Origin of the sequence: Xanthomonas hawaiiensis (assembly GCF_031834635.1) — a bacterium.
GTDB classification, from domain to species: Bacteria; Pseudomonadota; Gammaproteobacteria; order Xanthomonadales; family Xanthomonadaceae; genus Xanthomonas_A; species Xanthomonas_A sacchari.
On the sequence record NZ_CP115873.1, the window covers coordinates 319773 to 342506 of the forward strand.

The 22734-nt window shown below is 65.7% G+C and carries 22 protein-coding genes and 1 pseudogene; 15 read left to right on the forward strand and 8 right to left on the reverse strand.

All coding sequences use genetic code 11. The features are described 5' to 3' along the window. The first annotated feature begins 32 nt into the window (after positions 1–32). Both PG878_RS01380 and PG878_RS01385 read left to right on the forward strand, forming a co-directional pair. Positions 33–1076, forward strand: coding sequence for a GGDEF domain-containing protein (locus PG878_RS01380; RefSeq protein WP_209030444.1), 1044 nt, complete (start codon positions 33–35; stop codon positions 1074–1076). A 27-nt stretch (positions 1077–1103) separates the two neighbouring features. Continuing rightward, on the forward strand, positions 1104–3638 hold the full coding sequence (locus tag PG878_RS01385; RefSeq protein ID WP_209030445.1) for a putative peptide modification system cyclase: 2535 nt from the start codon (positions 1104–1106) through the stop codon (positions 3636–3638). Here the strand turns inward: PG878_RS01385 and PG878_RS01390 are convergent. Further along, positions 3621–3938 (reverse strand): NHLP-related RiPP peptide, encoded by a 318-nt coding sequence (locus tag PG878_RS01390; RefSeq protein WP_209030446.1) that lies wholly within the window; start codon positions 3936–3938, stop codon positions 3621–3623. The genes PG878_RS01385 and PG878_RS01390 overlap by 18 nt on opposite strands. Before the next feature lie 137 nt (positions 3939–4075). Here PG878_RS01390 and PG878_RS01395 point away from each other — a divergent pair, with 137 nt between their 5' ends. After that, positions 4076–5245, forward strand: coding sequence for a putative peptide maturation dehydrogenase (locus PG878_RS01395; RefSeq protein WP_209030447.1), 1170 nt, complete (start codon positions 4076–4078; stop codon positions 5243–5245). Positions 5246–5291: 46 nt separating this feature from the next. Here PG878_RS01395 and PG878_RS20800 read toward each other — a convergent pair whose 3' ends face one another. The 4 genes and pseudogenes from PG878_RS20800 to PG878_RS01410 form a co-directional block, all read right to left on the reverse strand. Continuing rightward, on the reverse strand, positions 5292–5687 hold the full coding sequence (locus PG878_RS20800; RefSeq protein WP_209030448.1) for an NHLP-related RiPP peptide: 396 nt from the start codon (positions 5685–5687) through the stop codon (positions 5292–5294). Positions 5688–5776: 89 nt separating this feature from the next. Continuing rightward, the gene (locus tag PG878_RS01400) at positions 5777–6184 is read right to left on the reverse strand and encodes an NHLP-related RiPP peptide (RefSeq protein WP_209030449.1); all 408 of its coding nucleotides are present in this window, start codon (positions 6182–6184) and stop codon (positions 5777–5779) included. A gap of 109 nt (positions 6185–6293) precedes the next feature. Beyond that, complete coding sequence (locus PG878_RS01405; protein ID WP_209030450.1) at positions 6294–6563, reverse strand: hypothetical protein; 270 nt, start codon at positions 6561–6563, stop codon at positions 6294–6296. 146 nt (positions 6564–6709) lie between these two features. Continuing rightward, a pseudogene (locus PG878_RS01410) lies at positions 6710–7734 on the reverse strand (IS3 family transposase); the annotation flags it as partial. A gap of 50 nt (positions 7735–7784) precedes the next feature. Between PG878_RS01410 and PG878_RS01415 the strand changes: the two are divergent. After that, positions 7785–7973, forward strand: a complete 189-nt coding sequence (locus PG878_RS01415) for a hypothetical protein (protein WP_425599387.1) — start codon at positions 7785–7787, stop codon at positions 7971–7973. A gap of 166 nt (positions 7974–8139) precedes the next feature. Here the strand turns inward: PG878_RS01415 and PG878_RS01420 are convergent, their stop codons facing one another. Both PG878_RS01420 and PG878_RS01425 read right to left on the reverse strand, forming a co-directional pair. Next, a complete protein-coding gene (locus tag PG878_RS01420) occupies positions 8140–8646 on the reverse strand; it encodes a cupin (RefSeq protein WP_209030451.1) in 507 nt (168 codons plus the stop codon). A gap of 139 nt (positions 8647–8785) precedes the next feature. Beyond that, on the reverse strand, positions 8786–10408 hold the full coding sequence (locus PG878_RS01425; RefSeq protein ID WP_209030452.1) for a SulP family inorganic anion transporter: 1623 nt from the start codon (positions 10406–10408) through the stop codon (positions 8786–8788). Positions 10409–10722: 314 nt separating this feature from the next. Between PG878_RS01425 and PG878_RS01430 the strand changes: the two genes are divergently transcribed. The 4 genes from PG878_RS01430 (at position 10723) to PG878_RS01445 (ending at position 13622) form a co-directional block, all read left to right on the forward strand. Next, complete coding sequence (locus PG878_RS01430; protein ID WP_209030453.1) at positions 10723–11154, forward strand: hypothetical protein; 432 nt, start codon at positions 10723–10725, stop codon at positions 11152–11154. Positions 11155–11372: 218 nt separating this feature from the next. Next, the gene (locus PG878_RS01435) at positions 11373–11576 is read left to right on the forward strand and encodes a hypothetical protein (RefSeq protein ID WP_209030454.1); all 204 of its coding nucleotides are present in this window, start codon (positions 11373–11375) and stop codon (positions 11574–11576) included. 37 nt (positions 11577–11613) lie between these two features. Further along, positions 11614–12729, forward strand: a complete 1116-nt coding sequence (locus PG878_RS01440; protein ID WP_209030455.1) for a DUF3182 family protein — start codon at positions 11614–11616, stop codon at positions 12727–12729. Positions 12730–12731: 2 nt separating this feature from the next. Beyond that, on the forward strand, positions 12732–13622 hold the full coding sequence (locus PG878_RS01445) for an alpha/beta hydrolase family protein (protein WP_209030456.1): 891 nt from the start codon (positions 12732–12734) through the stop codon (positions 13620–13622). A gap of 251 nt (positions 13623–13873) precedes the next feature. On the opposite strand, the gene PG878_RS01450 is transcribed toward PG878_RS01445, so the two are convergent. Then, positions 13874–14191 carry a hypothetical protein gene (locus tag PG878_RS01450; RefSeq protein ID WP_209030457.1) on the reverse strand — a complete coding sequence of 106 codons (318 nt, stop codon included), beginning with the start codon at positions 14189–14191 and terminating at the stop codon, positions 13874–13876. Positions 14192–14501: 310 nt separating this feature from the next. Between PG878_RS01450 and PG878_RS01455 the strand changes: the two genes are divergently transcribed. The 7 genes from PG878_RS01455 (at position 14502) to PG878_RS01485 (ending at position 22714) form a co-directional block, all read left to right on the forward strand. Then, positions 14502–15332, forward strand: a complete 831-nt coding sequence (locus PG878_RS01455) for a p-hydroxycinnamoyl CoA hydratase/lyase (RefSeq protein ID WP_209030458.1) — start codon at positions 14502–14504, stop codon at positions 15330–15332. Between the two features lie 82 nt (positions 15333–15414). Next, a complete protein-coding gene (locus PG878_RS01460) occupies positions 15415–17280 on the forward strand; it encodes a feruloyl-CoA synthase (RefSeq protein WP_209030459.1) in 1866 nt (621 codons plus the stop codon). Positions 17281–17358: 78 nt separating this feature from the next. Then, positions 17359–18765, forward strand: coding sequence for an alginate export family protein (locus PG878_RS01465; RefSeq protein WP_244672537.1), 1407 nt, complete (start codon positions 17359–17361; stop codon positions 18763–18765). Positions 18766–18779: 14 nt separating this feature from the next. Continuing rightward, positions 18780–20102 (forward strand): spinster family MFS transporter, encoded by a 1323-nt coding sequence (locus PG878_RS01470; protein ID WP_209030460.1) that lies wholly within the window; start codon positions 18780–18782, stop codon positions 20100–20102. 138 nt (positions 20103–20240) lie between these two features. Next, on the forward strand, positions 20241–20717 hold the full coding sequence (locus PG878_RS01475) for a MarR family winged helix-turn-helix transcriptional regulator (RefSeq protein WP_209030603.1): 477 nt from the start codon (positions 20241–20243) through the stop codon (positions 20715–20717). A gap of 178 nt (positions 20718–20895) precedes the next feature. Continuing rightward, a complete protein-coding gene (locus tag PG878_RS01480; protein WP_425510484.1) occupies positions 20896–21915 on the forward strand; it encodes a SphA family protein in 1020 nt (339 codons plus the stop codon). Between the two features lie 31 nt (positions 21916–21946). After that, a complete protein-coding gene (locus PG878_RS01485) occupies positions 21947–22714 on the forward strand; it encodes a coniferyl-alcohol dehydrogenase (protein ID WP_209030461.1) in 768 nt (255 codons plus the stop codon). The last annotated feature ends 20 nt before the right edge of the window (positions 22715–22734 follow it).

Sequence of the window (22734 nt, forward strand, 5' to 3'; positions counted from 1 at the left end):
CAGGGGCCAGCGACGTCAGATGAGGGGGCCGGATGAGCTGCGACAGCGCCGCATCCACCGCACGCGGCACAATTTCCAATGCTGCGGTCGCTCCGAAGCCGAACGAGGTGGCGGTGCTGACCGCCGCGGAATTGCGCCTGTTTTCCGAGTTCGGCCGCGCCCGCACGGTGCGCGCCGGCGACGTGCTGTTCCGCCGCGGCGACGGCGGCAGCGCCATGTTCGTGATCACCAGCGGCGTGATCGACCTGGATTTCGGCGAGGACCTGGTGGTCAAGCACCTGGGCCACGGCGAATTCTTCGGCGAGCTGGGCCTGCTGATCGGCAACCACATGCGCAGCGCCGACGCGCTGGCCGCCAGCGATGGCGCGCTGGTGGAACTGGATCACGACGACTTCCAGCGCCTGGTCGAGCGCGACCCGGGCGTGGTCGCCTACTTCCTGCGCCGCACCATCGTGCGGGTGGTGATGAACGAGCAGACCCTGATCCGCCAGCTGCGCCGGCGCAACCGCGACCTGGAAGCGGCGCTGGACAACCTCTACGCCACCACCCACCAGCTGACCCAGACCGAAGAGCTGGTGCGTACCGACGAACTCACCGGCCTGCACAACCGCCGCGGGCTGATCCTGCGCCTGCAGGAGTGCCGCCGCGACGGCCGCTCGCCCGGTCCGGGCCTGCTGCTGATCGACTGCGACCGCTTCAAGCACATCAACGACGCCCACGGCCACCTGGTCGGCGACCGCGTGCTGCAGAACGTCGCCAACATCCTGCGCTCGGTGGCCGGGCCGGACGACATCGCCTGCCGCCTGGGCGGCGACGAGTTCTGCCTGCTGGTGGCCGCCGGCAACGTCGAGGACCTGCGTCGGATCGGCGAGTTTGTGCTCGCCACCGTGCAGAACCTGCTGGGCGTGCCGCATCCGGCGCCGCATATCTGCCCGGTCAGCATCGGCATCAGCCGGGTCGATCCGCACTCGGACTGGAACGACTGGTACGCCAACGCCGATGCGGCGCTGTACGAGGCCAAGCGCCAGGGCGGCAACCGCCTGTACTGGCACGACCTCGCCTCTGCCCCCTGCTGAGCCACCGCGTCCCGCCGAGCCGCCGCCATGACCGACGCCATCGCACCGCCGCCCGAGGTCCCGCAGCTGCGCACCCTGCTGTTGACCGACCTGTGCGACTCGGTGGCGCTGGTGGAAAAACTCGGCGACGCCACCGCGGCCGAGCTGTTCAAGCGGCACGACTCGCTGGTGCTGGAACTGCAGCAGCGCTGGCGCGGCCGCCTGATCGACCGTTCCGACGGCCTGCTGCTGTTGTTCGAACGGCCGATCGACGGCCTCGGCTTCGCCCTGGACTACAGCCGCGGCCTGCGCGACCTGGGCGCGCAGCGCAAACTCGACCTGAAGGTGCGCGCCGGCCTGCACGTGGGCGAAGTGCTGACCTGGCGCAACAGCGATGCCGCCGTGCAGGTGGGCGCCAAGCCGCTGGAGGTGGAAGGCCTGGCCAAGCCGACCGCAGCGCGGCTGATGACCCTGGCCCGGCCCGGGCAGATCCTGCTCTCGGCGGTGGCCGAGTCGCTGACCCATCGCGCCGCCCGCGAGCTGGGCGAACGCGGCGAGCGCCTGCTGTGGAAATCGCACGGCCGCTGGCGCTTCAAGGGCGTGCCGACCCCGCTGGAGATCTACGAAGTCGGCGAGATCGGCCACACCCCGCTGCGCGCGCCCAAGCCCACGCCCAAGGCCTGGCGCGACATCCCGCTGTGGCGCCGGCCGGCGGCGCTGGCCGCCGAGGTCGCGCTGATCGCCGCGTTCGCGGTCGGCGCCTGGTTCGTCACCCGCCCGCAGCCGGCCATCGCCTTCGCCGAACGCGACTGGGTGGTGGTGGGGGATTTGCGAAATCTGACGGGGAACGCGGTGCTCAACGAGACGCTAGAGCAGGCATTCCGTATCAGCTTGGAGCAGTCGCGCTATGTGAATGTAGTGAGCGATATGAAAGTGCAAGATACTTTAGTGCGCATGCGTGAAAGTCCGACCGCAATGCTTGATAGAGCGATCGCATCCGAAGTTGCCGAACGCGATGGTGCGAGAGCGGTATTGCTACCCACCGTAGCGGAGATCGGTGGTCGGCTCAGAGTGAGTGTGGACGTAGTTGATCCCTCGAGCGGGACGACGGTACTAGTCGTGTCCAAAGACGGCAAAGGCTTGGACTCGGCGTTGGCATCTATCGATGATGTCGCAGCGCAACTAAGAGGGAAGCTGGGTGAAGCAATGGACTCGATCGCCCAAAGCTCACAGCCGCTGCCTCAGGTCGCCACACCCAGCATCGATGCGTTGAGAGCGTATTCGCTCGGCGTGACGGCATATGCCAGAAAAGAAAACGATCTGGCGATTGAATTCTTCACGAAGGCTCTGGAAATGGACCAGGGATTCTCACTTGCCCATGCCGCGATCATGAGAATTTATACGAGCCGTGCGGATTTCGTGGCTGCCCAAAAACATCTTTCAGCGGCATTGAGTCACATCGAAAGACTGCCAAAGAGAGATCAGCTGTATCTTCAGGCATGGAAAGCCCAGTATTTCTCTGCAGATCCGCAAGAGGCTGCACGTCGCTGGAAGCTGCTGTCGCAGATGTATCCGGACTATTACGCCGGTGCGGCCAATTACGCTTGGTTGTCGATGGTCAAGGGCGACTACGCGGAAGCTGCGAAATACTCAAAAATCGCCGCGACTCCTCAAAATCCGCTGAGAGGCTACGCACTTGAACAGCTTGCTAGAGCCGAACTCGCCAACGATCGAGTGCAAGAGTCGCTTGAGAATTTTCAGCAGGCCGAAAGAGAGTTTGGATCTGCGGCGGGGATGGGGAGCGCCCTTGCGCTCGCCGCGTCCGGCGATCTCACGGCTGCGCAGAAGATTGTCGAACAAAGGACCAGCGGCCATACGGGACAGCTTTTTTCCTCAGACATCGCGATCAGCGTCGTGGTCGCTACGCAGAGTGGAAATCTGCAAAAAGCGGAATCGCTCGCGAACGAGCAAGCAACCCGCGTTAAGGATGAGTCCGAACTGCTTTATCAGGACTTCAAGTTGCTGTCGCTGTCTGTGCAAGTGCTAGATGCGCCGAACAAGGAGCTGAGAAACGAGTTGTTCGACTACTCGAGTGCGCTTATCTCGAACCTGCGTTGGAAGCCTGACACTGATAAAGCGGAGTACGCAGTCTTCGCGCTCGCGTCGGTGTACTTGTTACAGAGGGCTGGGGGCGAGCGTCTGCCTAGCAACTTTAGCGAGTTAATCAAGCTGGCGACAACGTCTAATGATGCCACGGTGCGTAGGTTGGCAACCCTCGTTCAAGCGCGGCAGTTGGTAAGGGAAGGGCAGCCGCTGCAGGCGGCGGCTCTGCTCCGACCTGGCTTGGATGGAAGCGAACTGTTCCAGGCGAGGATTGTGATGCGCGAGGCCCTGGCAGCGATGGGCGACACCACCGCTGCCCGCATCCAAGACAATGCGATAGCTAGAACGCGTGGACGTGCTTACGCGGAAGTAGCGGTAGGATCCATATTCCAGCCACTCAATATCGCCGACATAGAAGATTCAACCAGGCGCATCAGGGAGCTGGAACATGGCCCTAGGCGATCAACCCCCGGACTTTAGAAAGTTCCCAACCTGGTTCGCTTCGAAGCAGTGAGGGTTTTGAAATACGGCCTCGGAGACGAGATATTTGAGTAGCAGCTCCATAGCGGCAAGAATTTCTTCTTTGGACGCTAACGTCTGGACTTGCATGCAGCAAACTTCTGCATTGCCCTCCAAAGAAACGCCTATCGATGTCAAAGCGGTCGCCGCGTCTTTCTGGAACGCTGCGCGAAAAGCGTCATCGGAACTCAATAGCTCCAGAAGCTTAGCTGCAGCTGCCGGATCGATCGGATGAGGCGTGGAGTTCTCGCGATTTGTCATATTTGTTCTCTCTGGTTGTAATGAACTGTACTCGAAGTGTCGAACCCGCTGCGGTATGGGACGTAGAACAGCTACTATATCGGCAGCGTCTCTGAAGAATTTAGCCCTTTTTTGCAATAAAAATTAGCGAGAAAACCATGCGTATCCGCCGATGTGGGATTGTACTTTTTGAACCTAGGGAGTCAGTGGAATTTGACCTGATGTCATTGTTCAAGGGCGGCGCTGGGTTGAGCCGTAGTATTCGCTGGCTCGCACTTGCTCCACATCTGGATACCGAGGTGGAGGTTACTGAACTCGAACGAGAGATTCTGGGGTGCGTCAGTCCCGAAGAATGGGTGGACAAAAAGTCGTTGACGCACGATGCTTCGGCTATCGATGCACTATTGAAAAAAGGTCTGCTCATTGGTGATGCGAAAGCGCATGCCGTTGCGCGCGAGAAGGACGAAAAACTGCGGTCGTTATACTGGTGGCCTATTGCAGCGCTCGCGCATAAGTTTGGACGTTGGGAGGGGCTGGATAGCGTGGCAGCGATGGAGTCAAACAAGATGACGACTGCGGCCGAGTTGAGAGATAAATTGGGGTCTCCTCCACCGGAGGTGGTATCTAGAGCGGTGGAGGATAAAAGCCTTCCGCTCCCGAGGCAGGATGTCGACGCATATGAAAAAGTAATGAGTGCGCGCGTTACTTGCAGGAATTTCGATAAGGAGCGATCGCTCTCAATCAATATGTTCGCTCGTATGATGCAGAGAGTTGTGATGGCTCAAGGCATAGTACGCGTCCAAGACGATACCGCTTTTATAAAAAAAAATGTCCCTTCTGGCGGCGGTTTGCATCCCAGCGAGGCTTATGTCATCGCGCAGCGAATAGAAGGGGTCGCGCCCGGAATTTATCATTACCATCCTGTAAACCATGCGCTCGAGCCCATTGCCACTCCACCAGGGTCATTGGCCGATTTGACTAAAGAAATGTTGGCGGGCCAGCATTGGTTTGCCGATGCTCCGGTTCAACTGATTCTGGCTCCACGATACAAGCGAAGTTTTTGGAAGTACAGGATGCACGCAAAAGCGTATCGAGCCGTGATTCTCGACGTTGGGCATATATCGCAGGCCATCTATATGAGCGCCACGGAAATGGGTTTGGGTGCGTTTGTCACTTCGGCGATAAATGAAGTGAACATAGAGAAGGCCTTGGGGCTTGATTCTCTGGCAGAAGGCCCTCTTGCAATATGTGGATTCGGCTGGAGGGCCGAATCAATGGTCACTACGGAATTTGATCCATTGAATGGAGTTTGGAATAAAATAGATTAAAAGGCGTGCCATCCGAGCATCGGATGGCACGTGGACTTTCAAAACATCAGCGGCTGCCAAAAAAACTTTCTATCTTGCCGGACTCCAGGGCATGCACCACAGTATGGGTGCCAGCGCTTGTAAGGAATCCTCTGATCTGTTCGCGTGAACGTGAGATCTCTTTTTTGCTAGCAAGCTTTCCTACGATTAGACAGCGCAAAAAAGGTAAGAATTGGACTTCGTGCTGCCTGTTGTTCTCACTTTGTATTGCGAAAACGTATCCCGCCTGTACAAGCGCGGCAAGTGGATCCTTTTTGAAAAGTCTACGGAACGTATTGTCAGTGCTGAGAAGGTCCAATAGACGTTCTGCTACGTTGGCATCGAGTGGGCTCTTTCCCTGGAGCGGAGTGCTAAAAAGCTGGGTGGGAGTCGATATCGGCGAAAGTGCCTGTGCAGCGTTCATGTCTAGCCTTTTTGATCATAGAGAGGGCGTGATTGCGCGATTGAATGAAGCCTAATCCGTAGCCGCATCCAGCATGGAGAAGTCGGTTGCTAGATGTATTTTCTTTCGCTCGCCTTGCTTATGAATATTTGGGTTTTGCCGGACTCGAAAGCAAAGATCACGTGATGATTTCCGCTGCCAGTCAGAAACTCTAAAATCTTGGACCTAGACTTTGCTATCTCTTTCTTACTTGCCAATTTTTCGACAAGCAGGCAATTCAGCGGTGGCAGAAATTGCACTTCTCGGTTTGAATTCTTTATGTTGTTAATGTCAAAGGTGTATCCGACTTCAATGAGCGCGGCAAGTGGATCATTCTTGAATAGCCTGCGGAACCGATTATCCACGCTAAGGAGATCGAGAAGTTTTTCTGCGACCTTGATGTCCAATGGATGCTTTCCCTGTAATGGTTTTGTAGGAAAAGCCAAATCGTGATCAACTGTTGCTAGTCCAGGCTTCATGGCTGACTCATCAGTGGGCTTCGGTTTGAAGCCACCTTGATGCTAATGGGGTCACAGCATTTGTCAACGCTCCGCAGATGGCTCGGCCACTGACAGGTCGGAATTGATCTCAGCAAATGGCGGCTTCCAGGCTGCCGGTGATCTTGTTTGAACAGAAGAGAGGGGCATGAATTTCCTCGTCTTCAACCAGAATCGCTTCACGGCTTGCATGGCACTGATGCTGGATCGCCAAGAGGTGACTGTATTGTTTCAGTGCCGCTTCCAGTGCAGCGAGGGTGGCGCCGTTATCGGCACATGCCGTACGAGTGTTGTCGTCGCTGCGGATGAAGCTCCAGCGGCGATAGGTGCTTACAACCTTTAGCCTCATAGCGCCACGCATTGCTTCCTGATCCCACGCGCCCTACGTTGCATAGAATGTCAAGGCGGTGCTTTAGAGCCGTCTGAGGTCGCTGCCGATATCGGCTTAAGCAATTAATGACCCGTCCTGCCCTAGGTTGACACCTGTGGCAGACGATCCGGCCGCCGTCAGGCGGCCAGGGACGCCCGATGCACCGCATCGGGCGTCTTCATTTTAAGCGACAGGTGGGGGGGCTCCTCGTTATAGAGCGCGACCGCCTCTGCCACCATTTTGCGAGCCTGCTTCAGGTCCTGCGGGCGGTGAAGCAGATACTCGCATTTGAGGATCCCATTGATGCGCTCAGCCAGCGCGTTCTGGTAGCAGTCATAGCCATCGGTCATCGAGTAGGTCAGTCCATGCCAAGCGTGGATCTGTTGGTAGTGATCCGAGCAGTACTGGATGCCGCGATCGGAGTGATGGATCAGGGGGGCCGATGTTTTGCGTTCTTTCAGCGCCATCTCCAGTGCTTGCGCAACCTGTTCTGTCTGCAGGGTCTCGTGCACGCTCCAGCCCACGATCTTGCGTGACCACGCATCCGCGGCCAGGCTCAGGTAAACAAATTTCCCCTGCGTCGGCAGATAGGTAATGTCCGCTACCCAGACCTGCTCGCTACCGGTTGGTACGACAGGGCCCTCGCCGGGTTTGAGCAGGTTTGGGTGGCGCCGGAAGCGATGATGGCTATGGGTCGTCTCGTGTTACGCACGCCGCGTCGGCACCAATAGGCGCGCTTCACCAAGCACAGCAAACAGGCGGTCGCGCCCCAAGGCGATTCCCGCCGCTCACAGTTGCGGCCCGATCAGATGATGGAGCTTGCGCGTCCCAAGCCGCGGCTGCCGCGCCCGGTACCCGCCCACCAAGGCCAGCACCTTGGCAGTCTCGGATTGGCGCCGTTGATGGCGATGGCCGGCCTGATAGAACGCCTGCCGACTGATGCCGAAATAGCGGCAAGCCCTCGCAACGCTTACGCCTTGAAGGCGCCTTTGCGTGAGGACTTGCCGGAAGGCTTTTTTACGATGCGCACTCCGTAGTCCTCCTTGAGAACGTCCACGATGGCCTCGAACAGCTGCGCCTTCTCGTTTGCCTCCCGCAATTGAACCTGCAGGGCCTTGATCTGTTGTTCCGGCGTCGGCGGCTTGGTCGATCCTGGTTTGGGGGCAGTGCTATCGCGCCATTGTTCTGGAAGCAGGGCATCTCTCGCAGACGCTGTACCTCTCCGCAACGGAGGCGGGGCTGGGTGCGTACGTTACTGCGGCGATCAACGAGTCAACTCTGGAGAACGCATTCGGTCTTCAGTCTGCCAGTCAAGGCGTGCTCGCAATCTGTGGGTTTGGCTGGCGGGCGAACGAGATGGCGACTATGGAATTGGATCCATGTTGCAAGGTCTGGGGCTGAGGTAGCAGTAAATGTTGTCAACTTTCTGATACGTCCGGAGTTCTGTAGACACTGAGGCCTTTCGTTGCGCCTGGCAGAGGCAGCAACGACCGAGTTCGATCCGGCGGGTGACGTCTGGGCAGCGGAGCCAACTTTGCGGCAAGCGTGATCCCGTGCGACGACGCGGTCATTCGACGTCGACAGGTCTCTTCCAATGACTCTGCAACGGCCCCTCCGCCCCGAGCAATGGATCGCTGCATGGAAACGGCACTTTGGCGATCCGTTGCAGCATCTCGGCCGTAGGTGCCTCCCGGCAGATATCCCAGTCCTGCCCGTCCGGATAGGCGCCGACCACCATGAAGTCGGTGCTGGCCGACAGCCGGCAATGGCCGGTCCCGGCTGGCAGCAGCAGGGCATCGCCGGGCGCGAGCGCGACCTCGATGCCGCCCGGTCCGCCAAGCAGCACGCGGGCGCTGCCGCGGGCGACGCCGAGCACCTCGTGCGCGGTGGAGTGGTAGTGGTGGTAGTCGTAAATGCCGTCGCGCCATTGCGGCGGCCAGCCGTGCGCGGCGAAGCGGCGTTCGAAGTCGTCGGCGTCGATGGCGCCGAGGCACTGCCGGTAGTGCAGCACCGGCAGGAACGGATGGTTGGGCACCCAACCGTGTGGCGGCAGTTGCCAGTGGTCCAGCGGCATCGGCGGATCTCCTGCATGGCCGTTAGCAGTTCGATGCTAATCGGCCGATGTCGTCGCCGTGTCGGTACGCGGGACGGCGCGCGGCGTGGCCGCGCGCTGCGCCGTGTCGCCGTGGCGACACGATCACCCTGGCCGCGCCTCAATGCAGAGGAACGCTTTCCACGTCGTCGCGCTGGTGCCTGCCCAGCCGCCCGACCATCGCCGCACTGTCAGGATTCAGTCCGACCACGTGGACCTGCGCGCCATGGCGACGGAATTTCATCACCACCTGGTCCAGCGCGCCGATAGCGCTGATGTCCCAGACGTGCGCCTGGCTCAGGTCCAGGGTGACCCGCGCCGGCGCATGGGCGAAGTCGAAGGCGCCGGCGAAGCTGCCGGCCGAGGCGAAGAACAGTTGGCCGCGGATGCGGTAGGTGTGGCCGCCGTCGGGGTCTTCGCTACGCGCGATGTCGAGCATGCGTCCGACCTTGCGGGCGAAGAACAGCGCCGACAGCAACACGCCGGTGAGCACGCCGCGCGCCAGGTCGTGGGTGGCCACGGTCACCGCGACAGTACCGAGCATCACCACGCTGGAACTGGTCGGGTGGGTGCGCAACTGCACCAGCGAGCGCCAGTTGAACGTGCCCACCGAGACCATGATCATCACCGCCACCAGCGCGGCCATCGGGATCTGCCGCACCCAGGCGCCGGCGAACACCACCAGCAGCAACAGCACGCTGCCGGCGACCAGCGCGGACAGGCGCCCGCGCCCGCCGGACTTCACGTTGATCACCGACTGCCCGATCATCGCGCAGCCGGCCATGCCGCCGAACAGGCCGCTGACGATGTTGGCCACGCCCTGGCCCACGCACTCGCGGTTCTTGTCGCTGGGCGTGTCGGTCATGTCGTCGACGATCTGTGCGGTCATCATCGACTCGAGCAGGCCGACCACCGCCATCGTCGCCGAGACCGGGAACACGATCCGCAGCGTCTCCAGCGTCCACGGCACAGACGGCAGCAGCAGGCTGGGCAGGCGATCGGGCAATTGCCCCTTGTCGCCGACGGTGGGCACGTGGATGCCGAAGTACAGGGCAAGCCCGGTCAGCAGCACGATCGCTACCAACGGCGGCGGCACCGCCAGGCCGCGCGTCCAGCGGTGCCCGAGCAGCAGCGCCGCGGCGCCGCCCACGGCGACCGGCAGCAGCGTCCACGGCGCCATGCTGCCCGCGGTCAAGGCCGCGCCCAGCACCAGCAGCCACAGGCCGATGCCGGGGAAGCTGCGCCGCGACAGCCAGGGCAGGCCGTAGATCAGCAGCAGGCCCAGCGCCACCAGCGGATACACCGGCACCGGCACGCCGATCAGCTCGGGCAGTTGCGCCATGAAGATCAGGATCGCCAGCGCGTTGACGAAGCCGGTGATCACCGAGCGCGAGACGAAGCGCATCAGTGCACCGAGCTTGAACAGCCCGGCCAGGATCTGCAGTACGCCGGTCAGCAGCGTGGCCGCGAGCAAATAGGGCACGCCGTGCTCTTTGACCAGGCCGATCATCAGCAGCGCCATCGCGCCGGTGGCGGCGGAGATCATGCCGGGGCGTCCGCCGGCGAAGGCGATGGTCACGCAGATGCAGAAAGCGGCATAGAGACCGATCCTGGGGTCGACCCCGGCGATGATCGAGAACGCGATCGCCTCGGGAATCAGCGCCAATGCCACGACCAGGCCGGCGAGCACGTCGCCACGGAGATTGCCGCACCAGGACTGGCGCAGGGAAGAGGAAAACTTCAAGGTAAACGCTCCTGACACCGCCCTGTCGCAGGGCCGTGCTCGCTAGAGGCAAGGGAAAACCAGCAACCTTCGGCCTGCCGTCGAGGGCGGCCGATGCGTGTCGCGGGTGTCAGGGTGGCGTCATGGGAGAGCGTGCTGAGCGGGCGCGCGCCAGCCGGGCGCGGTGCGCAAGTATACGTGATGCCTGTCCGGGGACCCAGCCGCGCCGCGCGCCATGTGACTGCACGCACGTCGATGCCGCCGCACGACTCACGTTGCGCTCACTTTCGCCGCGCAGAATGTGCGGATCGCAACGCCGTATCGTGGAGTCGGCCATGCAGGATCTTCGCATCGATCATGTGGATGGCGCCTTGTCCGCCCTGGACCAGGCCGACCCGCAGTACAAGGCCGCGCTGTGGCAATGGGCGTGCCTGGAAATGCTGCACGAAACGCTCAGCGCCATGCACCAGCTCTCGCACCGTGCCGGCGTGGCCGAATTGGTCGCCGACGCCTGGCTGGCTCCGGTCGACGTCATCGCGCCGGAGCAGCCCTTCATGGAGCGCGCCGCCCTGGCCGATCCTCGCGTGCCGGCCTTCGCGCTGGCGCTGAATGCGGCGGCGTCGCGGCAGTCGCGCGCGGAGCTGTGGCGCAGCGGCTATGCCAGTGCGGTGCAGGCCACCCTGCAGGGCATGCAGGCGCTGGCCGGCAAGCACCGGATCGACGCGCGGCTGCCCGCGCACCACGCTGCGGCGACGGCTGCGGCCTGAGCGCGGCGCCGGGCGCAGCCTGCGTGCGCTGCTACGCGTTCTGGTGATCCTGATGGCGCGGCCCGTTTTCTGTTCGCACCGACGTGCTGCGCGCACTGCGTCGGCTTCGCCGCGGCGACGCCGTTACCCGGCTGCAGCCGATGCTCGTGCTCGCGCGATGACGCGCGCACCACGGCGCGTTCACCCGCGTGCGACAGCCTGCGCGACAGCCTTGGGCCATGCGCCACGACGATCGCCACTCTGCGGCTTCCCCTCCAGCGTCCGCGCCTACGCCGCAGCGCGCCCGGGATGCCAGCGGCACGCCCGAGGCGTCGGCCTGGTGGAAGCAACTGTGCGCCAGCCGCTGGCTGCGCGTGGTCGTCTCGCTCCTGGTGATCGCCGTTGCCGTGGCCGTGCTGCTGCGCTGGTACGGCCATGGCTGAAACGTCGCGTCTTGCCCATCCGCACGGAGCGCCCGCCATGGCCCGATTCGCTGCGCATGCCACTGTCCGCGCCTACCGCGTACGCGATGCGGCGTCCGGGGGCCACGAGGCCGCCACGCATGCCTGGGTAGTTGCCGAGGTCGCGCGATTGATGCGCCTGCCGGTGCACGACGCATGTCTTGCCGCCGGGTCGGATGCGCTAGCGACGGGTGCGTTCTACGTGCCCGACGAGACCCTGACGGAAGCGCAGGCCGCGCAACTCGGCGTGCACGGCGCCGCCGATCTGCTGGGTGGCGTGGTGCCGCATGCCTTCGTCGCCACCAAGGCGATCAGCCATCCGCTGGTCGATGGCGATGCGCAGGCGCCGGAGGGATGGCAGCCGGACCTTGGCGTGGCCCTGGCGTCAGCCACGTTGCCGGGCTACACCGCCTTCAGCGCCGCTGACGCCCGGCATGCGTTCGCGCGCCTGTGCGATGACGGCCAGGTGCGGCTGAAGCCGTGCCACGGCGTGGGCGGGTTGGGGCAGATCCTGCTGCACGATGCGACGGCGCTGGACGCGGCGCTGTCGGCCTTGCCCGGGCACGAGTTGCAGCGGCATGGCGTGGTGCTGGAACGGCACCTGCACCAGCCGACCACCTTCAGCGTCGGCGAAACGCACTGCGCCGGCATCACCATCGCCTACTGCGGCACGCAGTCGGTCACCCGCGACGGCAGCTGCCGCGAGGCCTACGGCGGCTCGGAGTTGCACGTGATCCGCGGCACCCTCGACACGCTGCTGGCGCAGCCGTTGCCGCCGCGCCAGCGCACCGCGGTGCTGAAGGCGCGCGACTACGACCGGCTGGTGGCCGCGGCCTATCCGGGATTCTATGCGTCGCGGCGCAACTACGACGTGATCGAAGGGTTGCTTCCCGACGGCAGTGTCGCCTGCGGCGTGCTCGAGCAGTCCTGGCGCGTCGGTGGCGCCACGCCGGCGGAACTGGCCGCGGTCGCCGCGTTCCAGCAGTCGCCGACCCTGCAGCGCGTGGTCGCCGCCACAGTCGAGCGCTACGGCGCGCATCCGCCGCCGCCGGCTGGAGCGCAGGTCTACTACGTCGGCGAGGAGCCACGCACTGGCCTGTTGACCAAGTACCGCCATATGCGCAGCGTGACCTGACCATGGAAGCCGAACTGTCCAGCATCGACATCCCGGTCGACGGCGCGGCGCTCAGCGGCACCTTGCTGACACCGACCAGCCGCCTACCCGGCGTGCTGTTCGTGCACGGCTGGGGCGGCAACCAGCATCACAACCTGGTGCGCGCGCGCGAAGCGGCCGGCTTGGGTTGCGTGTGCCTGACCTTCGACCTGCGCGGCCACGAAGGTCTGGCGGCGATGCGCGAGACGGTGACGCGCGCGCAGAACCTAGACGACATCAAGGCCGCCTACGATCGCCTGGCGGCGTCGCCGCAGGTGGATCCGGACGCGATCGCGGTGGTGGGGCTGAGCTACGGCGGCTACCTGGCCGCGTTGCTCACCCTGGAGCGGCCGGTGGAGTGGCTGGCCCTGCGCTCGCCGGCGCTGTACAAGGACGCGCACTGGGACGGGCCGAAGGTCGCGCTGAACCGCGATCCGGACCTGATGCCGTACCGCAACCGGGTGGTGACGCCGGCGGACAACCGCGCTCTGGCGGCCTGCCAACGCTATCGTGGCGATGTGCTGCTGGTGGAGGCCGAGCGCGACGTGATCGTGCCCGGGCAGGTGCTGCGCAACTACGCGGCAGCATTCTCCAACGCGCGCTCGCTGACCACGCGCACGATCGCCGGTGCCGATCACGCGCTGACCGAGAAGGCGCACCAGGCCGCCTATACGCGCCACCTGATCGACTGGCTGACCGACATGGTGATCGGGCGCCGCGTGGCGCTGGCCAGTAGCGTGGTCGAACAACGCAAGCAGCGGCTCAAGCGCAGCGAGGGCGAGTCGGCGACGGCGCCGGGCAAGGGGTCGAACGTGTTCCACGGGCGCCTGGAGGCGAAGGAGCGCAGCGCCTCGCCACCCACGTCGTCGCGTTGAGCCGCATGCAGGGCGGGAGGCGTACGAAAGCAACCCGCGGCGCAGGCCGCAGATGTGCCGTGCACGCGATGGTGCGCTATCCGGTTGTCGCCTCTGCCCCGGCAGCCGGCACCTCGGGACGCCTTCAGTAATGACCGAAGACGCGTCGTAGGAGCGGCTTCAGCCGCGACCGGCATTCCCGGTAACGCCCGTCGCGGCTGAAGCCGCTCCTACGCGGGCAATGACGATATGCCCGCTGCACGAGTCGCTCTTCAGTGACAACGCCCCGAATGCGCCAAGTGTTGCCACGCATGCCGCACCAGCCAGCGCGCCTCGTCCCACGGCACCGACAGCATCGGCGCACACTGGTGATAGGCGTCCTGCAACACCCGATACAGTTGCGCCTCGCTGGCGCGCGGGTAGGCCAGGTACACGTCGTAGCCGATCTTCAGCAACTGCGCGTAGTCGGCGAAACCCTGATGGCCGAGGCGGCCTTCGGCGTGGGCCTGGCGCCAGTACGCCATTTCGGCGTCTAGATCGACAGTGCGGTGTGGTTGGACAGGCTGGGCAAGTGCGGAGGCGGTGTGCATGGACATCACTCCGGTGTCGGCGATCCCCTGTGACCCGATCTTAGCCGATGAACGACGGCTGACCGTGAGGGACCCGTTTGCTACATGTGAAGCGCCGCCGCCGTCGGTCTGACTCCCGGCATCGCGCTGGAATCGCCTGCCCTCGCGGTCACGTGGCCCTTTGCCTGCAGGCCTGTCCGGCGGTGCCCGACGCCTGTCCGTCATGCCTGCCGGCCATGCTGCACTGCAGCTTGCGCCGAAATAATGATGATCTATAACTATTATCAGTCCTAAGTGATCCGCTCTCCCCCCTCCCCATGCAGGCCTATCCATGAGCAACTACCAAGACCGCTGGCAGACCGTCCAGGTCGAGATCGACGCAGGCATCGCCTGGGTCACCCTGAACCGGCCGGACAAGCGCAACGCGATGAGTCCCACCCTCAATCGCGAAATGATCGACGTGCTGGAGACGCTGGAACTGGACAGCAGCGCGGAAGTGCTGGTGCTGACCGGCGCCGGCGAATCCTGGTCGGCCGGCATGGACCTGAAGGAATACTTCCGCGAGACCGACGGCAAGGAAGAGATCGTGCAGGAGCGCATGCGCCGCGACTGCTCGCAGTGGCAGTGGCGCCTGCTGCGCTTCTACAGCAAGCCGACCATCGCCGCGGTCAACGGCTGGTGTTTCGGCGGCGCGTTCTCGCCGCTGGTCGCCTGCGACCTGGCCATCGCCGCCGACGAGGCGGTGTTCGGGCTGTCGGAGATCAACTGGGGCATTCCCCCGGGCAACCTGGTCAGCAAGGCGGTCGCCGACACCATGGGCCACCGCAACGCCATGCTCTACATCATGACCGGGCGTACCTTCACCGGCACCGAGGCGGCGCAGATGGGCCTGGTCAACGCCAGCGTGCCGCGTGCGCAGTTGCGTGACGAGGTGACCAAGCTGGCGCAGGAACTGCAGCAGAAGAACCCGGTGGTGCTGCGCTTCGCCAAGCACGGCTTCAAGCGCTGCCGCGAGCTGACCTGGGAGCAGAACGAGGACTACCTGTACGCCAAGGTCGACCAGTCCAATCACCGCGATCCCGAGAAGGGCCGGCAACAGGGCCTGAAGCAATTCCTGGACGACAAAACCATCAAGCCCGGTCTGCAGACCTACAAGCGCTGACCCGTCGCGTCGCCTGCGGCCCCGCGGGGGCCGCGGCGGCGCTGCCGCACGCCGTGCCGTCTCTCTCCCCCGGATGGTTCCGATGAATGCCGCTGAGTCCGTTGCCACCGCCGCGCGCTACCGTCCTGTCGGACTGAGCCACGCGGATACCGAGGTCCACCGCGATGCCGACGGCGTGCTGCGCCTGCGTGCGCGCGAACCGCTGGCGCCGCTGCCAAGGCACCTGCTGCAGCGCCTGCAGCACTGGGCGCTGCACACCCCCGATGCGACCTTCGTGGCGCAGCGCGACGAAGCCGGGCAGTGGCGGCGCCTGAGCTACGCACAGATGCTCGAGCGCACCCGCCGCATCGCCGCGCACCTGCTGGACATGGGCCTGTCGGCGCAACGCCCGCTGGCGATCCTGTCCGGCAACGACCTGGAGCACCTGCAACTGGCGTTCGCGGCGATGTACGCCGGCATCCCGTACTGCCCGGTGTCGCCGGGCTATGCGCTGCTGTCGCGCGATTTCGCCAAGCTTCGGCATGTGGCTGAAGTACTGCGCCCGGGCCTGCTGTTCGCCAGCGACGGCGCCGCGTTCGCCCCGGCGATCGCCGCCGTGTTCCCTACCGATGTCCCGGCAGTGTGTGTGCGGGGTGCGGTGCGCGACCGCGCCTGCCTGCGCTTCGAGGACCTGCTGGCGCCGCGTGCGCTGGAGGCCGCCGATGCGGCCTTCGCCGCCTGTGGGCCGGACAGCATCGCCAAGTTCCTGTTCACCTCCGGCTCCACCCTGATGCCGAAAGCGGTGATCACCACCCAGCGCATGCTGTGCGCGAACCAGCAGATGCTGCTGCAGACCTTCCCGGTGCTCGGCGAGACGCCGGTCCTGGTCGACTGGCTGCCGTGGAACCACACCTTCGGCGGCAGCCACAACATCGGCATCGCCCTGTACAACGGCGGCAGCTTCTACCTCGACGACGGCAAGCCGACCCCGGCGCTATTCGCGCAGACCTTGCGCAACCTGCGCGAGATCGCGCCCACCGTGTACCTGAGCGTGCCGCGCGGCTGGGAACAGCTGGCGCAGGCGCTGGAACAGGACGCGGCCCTGCGCGACACCTTCCTGTCGCGCATGCGCATGTTCTTCTTCGCTGCCGCGGCGTTGTCGCAGGAAGTCTGGGACCGCCTGGAGCGCATCGCCGAGGCGCATTGCGGCGAACGCATCCGCATGCTCGCCGGCCTGGGCATGACCGAGTGCGCGCCGTCGTGCACCTTCACCCACGGCACCAGCAACACGCCCGGCGATGTCGGTGTGCCGGCGCCGGGCTGCGAGGTCAAGCTGGTGCCGGTCGGCGGCAAGCTGGAAGCGCGCTTCCGCGGGCCGCACGTCATGCCTGGCTACTGGAACGCGCCGCAGCAGACCGCCGAGGCCTTCGACGAGGAGGGGTTCTACCGCTCCGGCGATGCGCTCAAGCCGATCGATCCGCAGCACCCCGAGCGTGGCCTGCTGTTCGACGGGCGCCTGGCCGAAGACTTCAAGCTGTCCTCCGGCGTGTTCGTCAGCGTCGGCCCGCTGCGCACGCGGGTGCTGATGGAAGGCGCCGCCTACGTGCAGGACGTGGTGGTCACCGGCGCCGACCGCGACGCCATCGGCCTGCTGCTGTTCCCGCGGCTGGACGCGCTGCAGGCGCTGTCGGGCCTGCCGGCGCAGGCCGAGGCGGCGCAGGTGCTGCGGGCGCCGCCGGTGCGCGCCTGGCTGCAGCGCCTGCTCGACACGCTCAACCGCGGCGCCACCGGCAGCGCCAGCCATGTCGCGCGCGCGGCGTGGCTGGAGCAGCCGCCGAGCCTGGAGGCGGGCGAAATCACCGACAAGGGTTCGATCAACCAGCGCAACGTGCTGCGCGCGCGCGCGGCGCTGGTCGAGCAGCTCTACGCCGGCACCGCACCGGGCGCGGTGGCGGCGCCGCCGTCATGACCGGACCACCCGGCCGCGCGACCGGATAGCGGATCGCGCTCCTTCGCACCACTGGCTTCGAGACTTGGGAGGGAATCGATGACTGTGCCTCACGCGCGCGCGCGTCGTGCGCCCCGTACCGTGTGCCTGGCCATCTTGTGCAGCGTCGGCTGCGGCCAGGCCAATGCCGAATCCGACGGCCCGCAGGGCAAGCTGCTGCCCGATCAGGAAGATTATTCGGCGTTGGCCGAGCGTCCGCGCCAGGGCTGGGAGAAGTGGAAGTACGTCCCGCTCGGTGACGGCTGGCTCAGCGTCGGCGGCGAGAGCCGCACGCTGTACGACTACCGCGAGCACGCCGGCTTCGGCCGCTTCGCCACCGATCCGCACGGCTATGCGCAGCAGCGCCTGCGATTGTGGGCCGACTACCGGCCCTCGGCGTACCTGCGGCTGTTCGGCGAACTCGCCGACAGCCGGGTCGCCGGCCTGCAGACGCGGCCGGTGCAGGCCACCGACCGCAACCCGCTGGACCTGGCGCAGGGCTTCGTCGAACTGTCCGACGGACAGAAGGCGCCGGCCTGGCGCCTGCGCGCCGGCCGCCAGCAGATCGCCTACGGCTGGCAGCGCCTGCTCGATCCACGCGACCCGGCCAATTCGCGCATGCCGTTCGATGCGGTGCGCCTGCTGACCCGGCAGCCGCGCTGGAGCGGCGGCCTGCTGTGGGGACGCCCGGTGCTGACCCGCACCGGCAGCTTCGACGATCGCGCCAACCGCGACCAGCGGCTGTGGGGCGCGCATGCCGAAGTGCCGCTGTCGCCCAGCCAGCCGAAGGCGGCGCTGCTGGAGACGCTGTACCTGGACACCGTGCAGGACGGGCGCCGCTATGGCGGGGTGGTCGGCGAGGAGCATCGGCACACGCTGTCCACGCGCCTGAGCGGCGCGGTGCAGGGCTGGGACTACGACCTGGAACTGATCGGCCAGCGCGGCCAGTTCGCCGGCCAGCGCGTGCGCGCCTGGCAGGGCACGCTGTTCGGTGGCTACACCTTCGCCACGACGGCGTGGACGCCGCGCCTGGGCTGGCGCATGGAAGTGTCCTCCGGCGACCGCGATCCGCGCGACGGCGAACTGAGCACCTTCAACGGCCTGTATGCGCGCGCCTCGGTGTTCGACGGCAGCATGATCAGCAGCAACGTGCGCGCCATCGGCCCGGAGCTGGTGCTGCGTCCCAGCGAACGGCTGTGGATCGACATGTACGTGCTGAAGCTGCAACGGCAGAGCCTGCACGACGGCGTGTACGCGGCGGGCTGGCGGGTGCTGCAGCCGGGCGACGCCAACGACGAACGCGACATCGGCACGCGCTCGGTGCTGTGGGTGAAGTACCGCTTCAACGCCTTCGCCAGCCTGGACGTGTACGCCCACTACACCCAGGCCGGGCCGTTCCTGCGCGAGGGTGCGGTACGCGGCCGCGACTACTTCTACATCGCCCCCTTCCTGACCCTGCGCTTCTGAGCCGGAGCCTTCCCATGCGCGATCCGCTGTCATCGCCTGCGCCGTACCGCCCGCTGTATGCGTGGTACGTCACCCTCGTGCTGTTGCTGGCCTACACGCTGTCCTTCGTCGATCGGCAGATCCTGGGCCTGCTGGTGCAACCGATCAAGCGCGATCTGCAACTGTCCGACTCGGCCTTCAGCCTGGTCCACGGCTTCGCCTTCGCGGTGTTCTACACGCTGATCGGGGTGATGCTCGGCCGCGTCGCCGACCGCCGCAACCGCCGCAACCTGATCGTGCTCGGCGTGGTGGTGTGGATCGCGGCGACCGCGGCCGGGGCCTACGTCACCAGCTTCTTCACCCTGTTCCTGGCGCGGGTGTTCGTCGGCGTCGGCGAGGCCTCGCTGTCGCCGGCGGCGTACTCGATGCTGGCCGACTACTTCCCGCCGGAAAAGCGCGCGCGGGCGATGAGCGTGTACACCTCCGGCGTCTACATCGGCTCGGCGGCGGCGTTCATCGTCGGCGGCCTGGTGATCGCGGCCACCAGCAAGGAGAGCACGGTGGTGCTGCCGCTGCTGGGCAGCTTCCGGCCCTGGCAGGCGGCCTTCATCCTGGTCGCGCTGCCCGGTCTAGCGGTGATCGCGCTGATGGCCACGGTGCGCGAGCCGGTGCGGCGCGAACAGGCCGCGGCGGTGCCCAGCGTGCGCCCGGACCTGAGCCACCTGCGCGACAACGCGCGGGTGTACGTGTCCCTGTTCCTGGCCAACGGCGTGATCGCGATGATCACCTTCGGCATCACCGCCTGGCTGCCGGCCACCTTCATCCGCCGCTGGCAGTGGACGCCGGGCGAGATCGGCCCGGCCTACGGCATCATCATCCTCACCTTCGGCATCGCCGGCATGCTGTTCAGCGGCTTCCTCGCCGACCGCCTGGCCGCGCGCGGCAGCCGCGATGCAGCACTGAAGATCTCGTTGGTCGGGGCGCTGCTGCTGGTGATCAGCAGCGCGCTGTTCGCGGTCGCGCCGGGGCCGTGGCCGGCACTGGCGGCGATCGCGCTGACCACGTTCGTGCTGGGCATGCCGGTGGCGCTGGCGCCGGCGATCCTGCAGGCGGTCACGCCGAATCGGCTGCGCGGGCAGGTCACCTCGATCTACCTGCTGCTGGTCAACCTGATCGGGCTGGGCCTGGGGCCGTACCTGGTGGCGCTGGGCACCGACCACGTACTCGCCGACGAGCGCCAGGTCGGCCTGTCGCTGGGCGTGGTGTGCATGGGTGCCGCGCTGCTCGGCGCGCTGTGCCTGTGGACCGCGGCCGCGCCGTACCGGGCGCTGCTGCGGCGCGTGGACGCGGCGTTGTGACCATGCGCGGCCATGCCCCTACAATGCAATGGCGACGGCACCGCCGGCCGGCGCCGACGGATGCGTGCGCAGCCGCCGTGGCCTGGCCGCAGGACGCCCCATGCAGGAAGCGCAGTGAGTTCGAAACCGAGTCCCGAGATGTCCAGCAGCGCGTTGCCCGCCGATCCGCACACGGCGGACAGCGTGGACCAGCGGCGCCTGACCAGCCTGATCGGCTACCGCATCACCCGCACCGAACTGCAGGTGCGTCGCCTGTTCCAGGACTGCGTGCGCGCCTTCGAGCTGAAGCCGGTGGAGTATTCGCTGCTGGTGCTGGTGGACGCCAATCCGGGCATCAACCAGCGGCAACTGGGCGAGGTGCTGAGCGTGTCGCCGCCGAACCTGGCCATCGTGGTTGCGCGCCTGGTCAAGCGCAAACTGTTGCGCCAGGTGCGCGGGCGCCAGGACCGGCGCATGCAGCACCTGCATCTGACCGCCGCCGGCACGGCGCTGCTGGCGCAGGCCGAAGCCGAAGTGGTGCGCATGGAGCAGCAGCTCGGCACCGCGCTCGGTACGACCTCGTCGCGCGCGCTGCTGCAGGCGCTGGACCGTCTGGACGCGCTCGAGCGTCTGTAGCGGTCCCCGCCGGCGCGGCGGGTTCTTGTCGTCCGCCCCTCTTTCTCGCTGATTCCCGACCCGCCGCCAGCGTCCCGCTGACGGTGCGCGTCGCCGTGCGGCCGCGCCCTGTGCGCGGCGGCGCCTGTTCGCGTTTCTCTTCCCCCGCACCCCGCCGTTCCCCTTTCGCTTGGAGTGCTTGCCCGTGACCCCTGTCTGCCACCGTGTTCCGTCACCGCCGCGTACCCGCCCGCGGGTGTCCCTGCTCGCCCTGCTGACCATTGCCTGCGCCGCCCCGGCGGCCGCGCAATCGGTGCCGCAGAGCGCCACCCTGCCGACCGGCATCAACACCGGCGGCACCAGCTTCTTCGATGGTTTCAGCAAGCCCAATCCGGGCTGGACGGCGATCCAGTACCTGCGCCGCTACGACTTCGACGCGATCAAGGACGCGCGCGGCGACGACGTGCCGGTGTTCCGCGATCCGCACATCGGCTCCTCGGTGTGGGTGACCCAGGTGGCCTACCTCAGCGACTACAAGCTGTTCGGCGGTTCCCTCGGCATCACCGCGCTGGCGTCACTGGTCGATCTGGACACCTCGTTCGCGTACGACAGCCCGGTGGCGCTGCGCGACAACGGCCTCGGCCTGGGCGACCTGACCATCGGCCCCTACCTGCAGATGGCGCCGGTGATCCGCGACGGCCGCCCGGTGTTCTCGCAGCGCTTCGAACTGGATGCGCTGGCGCCGATCGGCAAGTTCGACCGCAACCGCGACGTGAACCAAGGCTCAGGCTACTGGTCGGTGTTGCCGAGCTGGGCCTTCAGCATCCTGCCGACGCCGCGCTGGGAAATCAGTGGTCGTCTGAACTACATCTACAACTTCCGCGCCGACAAGGCTTCCAACGTGCCGCAGGGGGACGGCTTCGTGTTCCGCAACGGTCAGGCCGGCGACGCCGCGTGGCTCAACTTCGCCAGTTCGCTGGAAGTGGTCAAGGACCTGCACCTGGGCATCAACGGCTACTACCTCAAGCAGTTGCGCGACAACCGCACCAATGGCGAACGCGTGGCCGACAGCAAGCAGACCCAGTTCTATCTCGGCCCTGGCCTGTCGTGGCGGATCGACCAGAAGAACATCTTCAACGCCAACTTCTACATGCCGGTGGAGGTCAGGAACGCGCCCTCCGGCCACAACGTCAACGTGCAATACGTCCACGTCTTCTGACGACCAACCCAGCAACGGAACACGCATTGCCATGAACCTGCACAACAAGACCCTCCTCGTCACCGGCGTGGCCTCCGGCATCGGCGCCGAGGTCGCGCGCCTGGCGCGCTTCCACGGCGCCACGGTGATCGGCATCGATCGCCAGCCGGTCAACATGACCCTGCATGGGTTCCACCAGGCCGATCTCGGCGATCCGGCGGCGATCGACGCGCTGGTGGCGCAGTTGCCCGAGCGCATCGATGCGCTGGCCAACATCGCCGGCGTGCCGGGTACCGCGCCGGTGGACGTGGTGGCCAAGGTCAACTACCTGGGCCTGCGCCACCTCAGCCAGGCGCTGCTGCCGCGCATCGTGCCCGGCGGCAGCATCATCAACATCGCCTCCATCCTTGGCGCGCAGTGGCCGCAACGGCTGGACCTGCACAAGCAACTGGCCGCCGCCGACAGCTACGCCGCCGGCAGCGAGTGGCTGGCGGCGCACCCGGTGCCGCAGGACACCTGCTACCAGTACTTCAAGGAAGCGCTGATCGTGTGGACGCTGCTGCGTTCGCGCGACTGGTTCGCCGACCATTCGGTGCGCGTCAACAGCGTCGCGCCCGGCCCGGTGTTCACGCCGATCCTGGGCGACTTCGTCACCATGCTCGGGCCCGAGCGGGTCCAGGCCGATGCCGGCAAGATGAAGCGCCCGGCCTATGCCGACGAAGTGGCCGAAGCGGTGGTGTTCCTGGCCTCCGATGCGGCGCGCTGGATCAACGGCGTCAATCTGCCGGTCGACGGCGGACTGGCCGCCGCGTCGATCTGAGCACGCCCCTGCCCATCTTT

Coding starts and splice junctions, on each gene's coding strand:
- PG878_RS01485 (WP_209030461.1), top strand. CDS start 21,947: ATGAACCTGCACAACAAGACCCTCCTCGTCACCGGCGTGGCCTCCGGC.
- PG878_RS01400 (WP_209030449.1), bottom strand. CDS start 6,184: ATGAAGCCTGGACTAGCAACAGTTGATCACGATTTGGCTTTTCCTACA.
- PG878_RS01445 (WP_209030456.1), top strand. CDS start 12,732: ATGGAAGCCGAACTGTCCAGCATCGACATCCCGGTCGACGGCGCGGCG.
- PG878_RS01385 (WP_209030445.1), top strand. CDS start 1,104: ATGACCGACGCCATCGCACCGCCGCCCGAGGTCCCGCAGCTGCGCACC.
- PG878_RS01395 (WP_209030447.1), top strand. CDS start 4,076: ATGCGTATCCGCCGATGTGGGATTGTACTTTTTGAACCTAGGGAGTCA.
- PG878_RS01420 (WP_209030451.1), bottom strand. CDS start 8,646: ATGCCGCTGGACCACTGGCAACTGCCGCCACACGGTTGGGTGCCCAAC.
- PG878_RS01390 (WP_209030446.1), bottom strand. CDS start 3,938: ATGACAAATCGCGAGAACTCCACGCCTCATCCGATCGATCCGGCAGCT.
- PG878_RS01380 (WP_209030444.1), top strand. CDS start 33: ATGAGCTGCGACAGCGCCGCATCCACCGCACGCGGCACAATTTCCAAT.
- PG878_RS01455 (WP_209030458.1), top strand. CDS start 14,502: ATGAGCAACTACCAAGACCGCTGGCAGACCGTCCAGGTCGAGATCGAC.
- PG878_RS01460 (WP_209030459.1), top strand. CDS start 15,415: ATGAATGCCGCTGAGTCCGTTGCCACCGCCGCGCGCTACCGTCCTGTC.
- PG878_RS01450 (WP_209030457.1), bottom strand. CDS start 14,191: ATGCACACCGCCTCCGCACTTGCCCAGCCTGTCCAACCACACCGCACT.
- PG878_RS01470 (WP_209030460.1), top strand. CDS start 18,780: ATGCGCGATCCGCTGTCATCGCCTGCGCCGTACCGCCCGCTGTATGCG.
- PG878_RS01405 (WP_209030450.1), bottom strand. CDS start 6,563: ATGCGTGGCGCTATGAGGCTAAAGGTTGTAAGCACCTATCGCCGCTGG.
- PG878_RS01465 (WP_244672537.1), top strand. CDS start 17,359: ATGACTGTGCCTCACGCGCGCGCGCGTCGTGCGCCCCGTACCGTGTGC.
- PG878_RS20800 (WP_209030448.1), bottom strand. CDS start 5,687: ATGAACGCTGCACAGGCACTTTCGCCGATATCGACTCCCACCCAGCTT.
- PG878_RS01440 (WP_209030455.1), top strand. CDS start 11,614: ATGGCCCGATTCGCTGCGCATGCCACTGTCCGCGCCTACCGCGTACGC.
- PG878_RS01475 (WP_209030603.1), top strand. CDS start 20,241: ATGTCCAGCAGCGCGTTGCCCGCCGATCCGCACACGGCGGACAGCGTG.
- PG878_RS01430 (WP_209030453.1), top strand. CDS start 10,723: ATGCAGGATCTTCGCATCGATCATGTGGATGGCGCCTTGTCCGCCCTG.
- PG878_RS01435 (WP_209030454.1), top strand. CDS start 11,373: ATGCGCCACGACGATCGCCACTCTGCGGCTTCCCCTCCAGCGTCCGCG.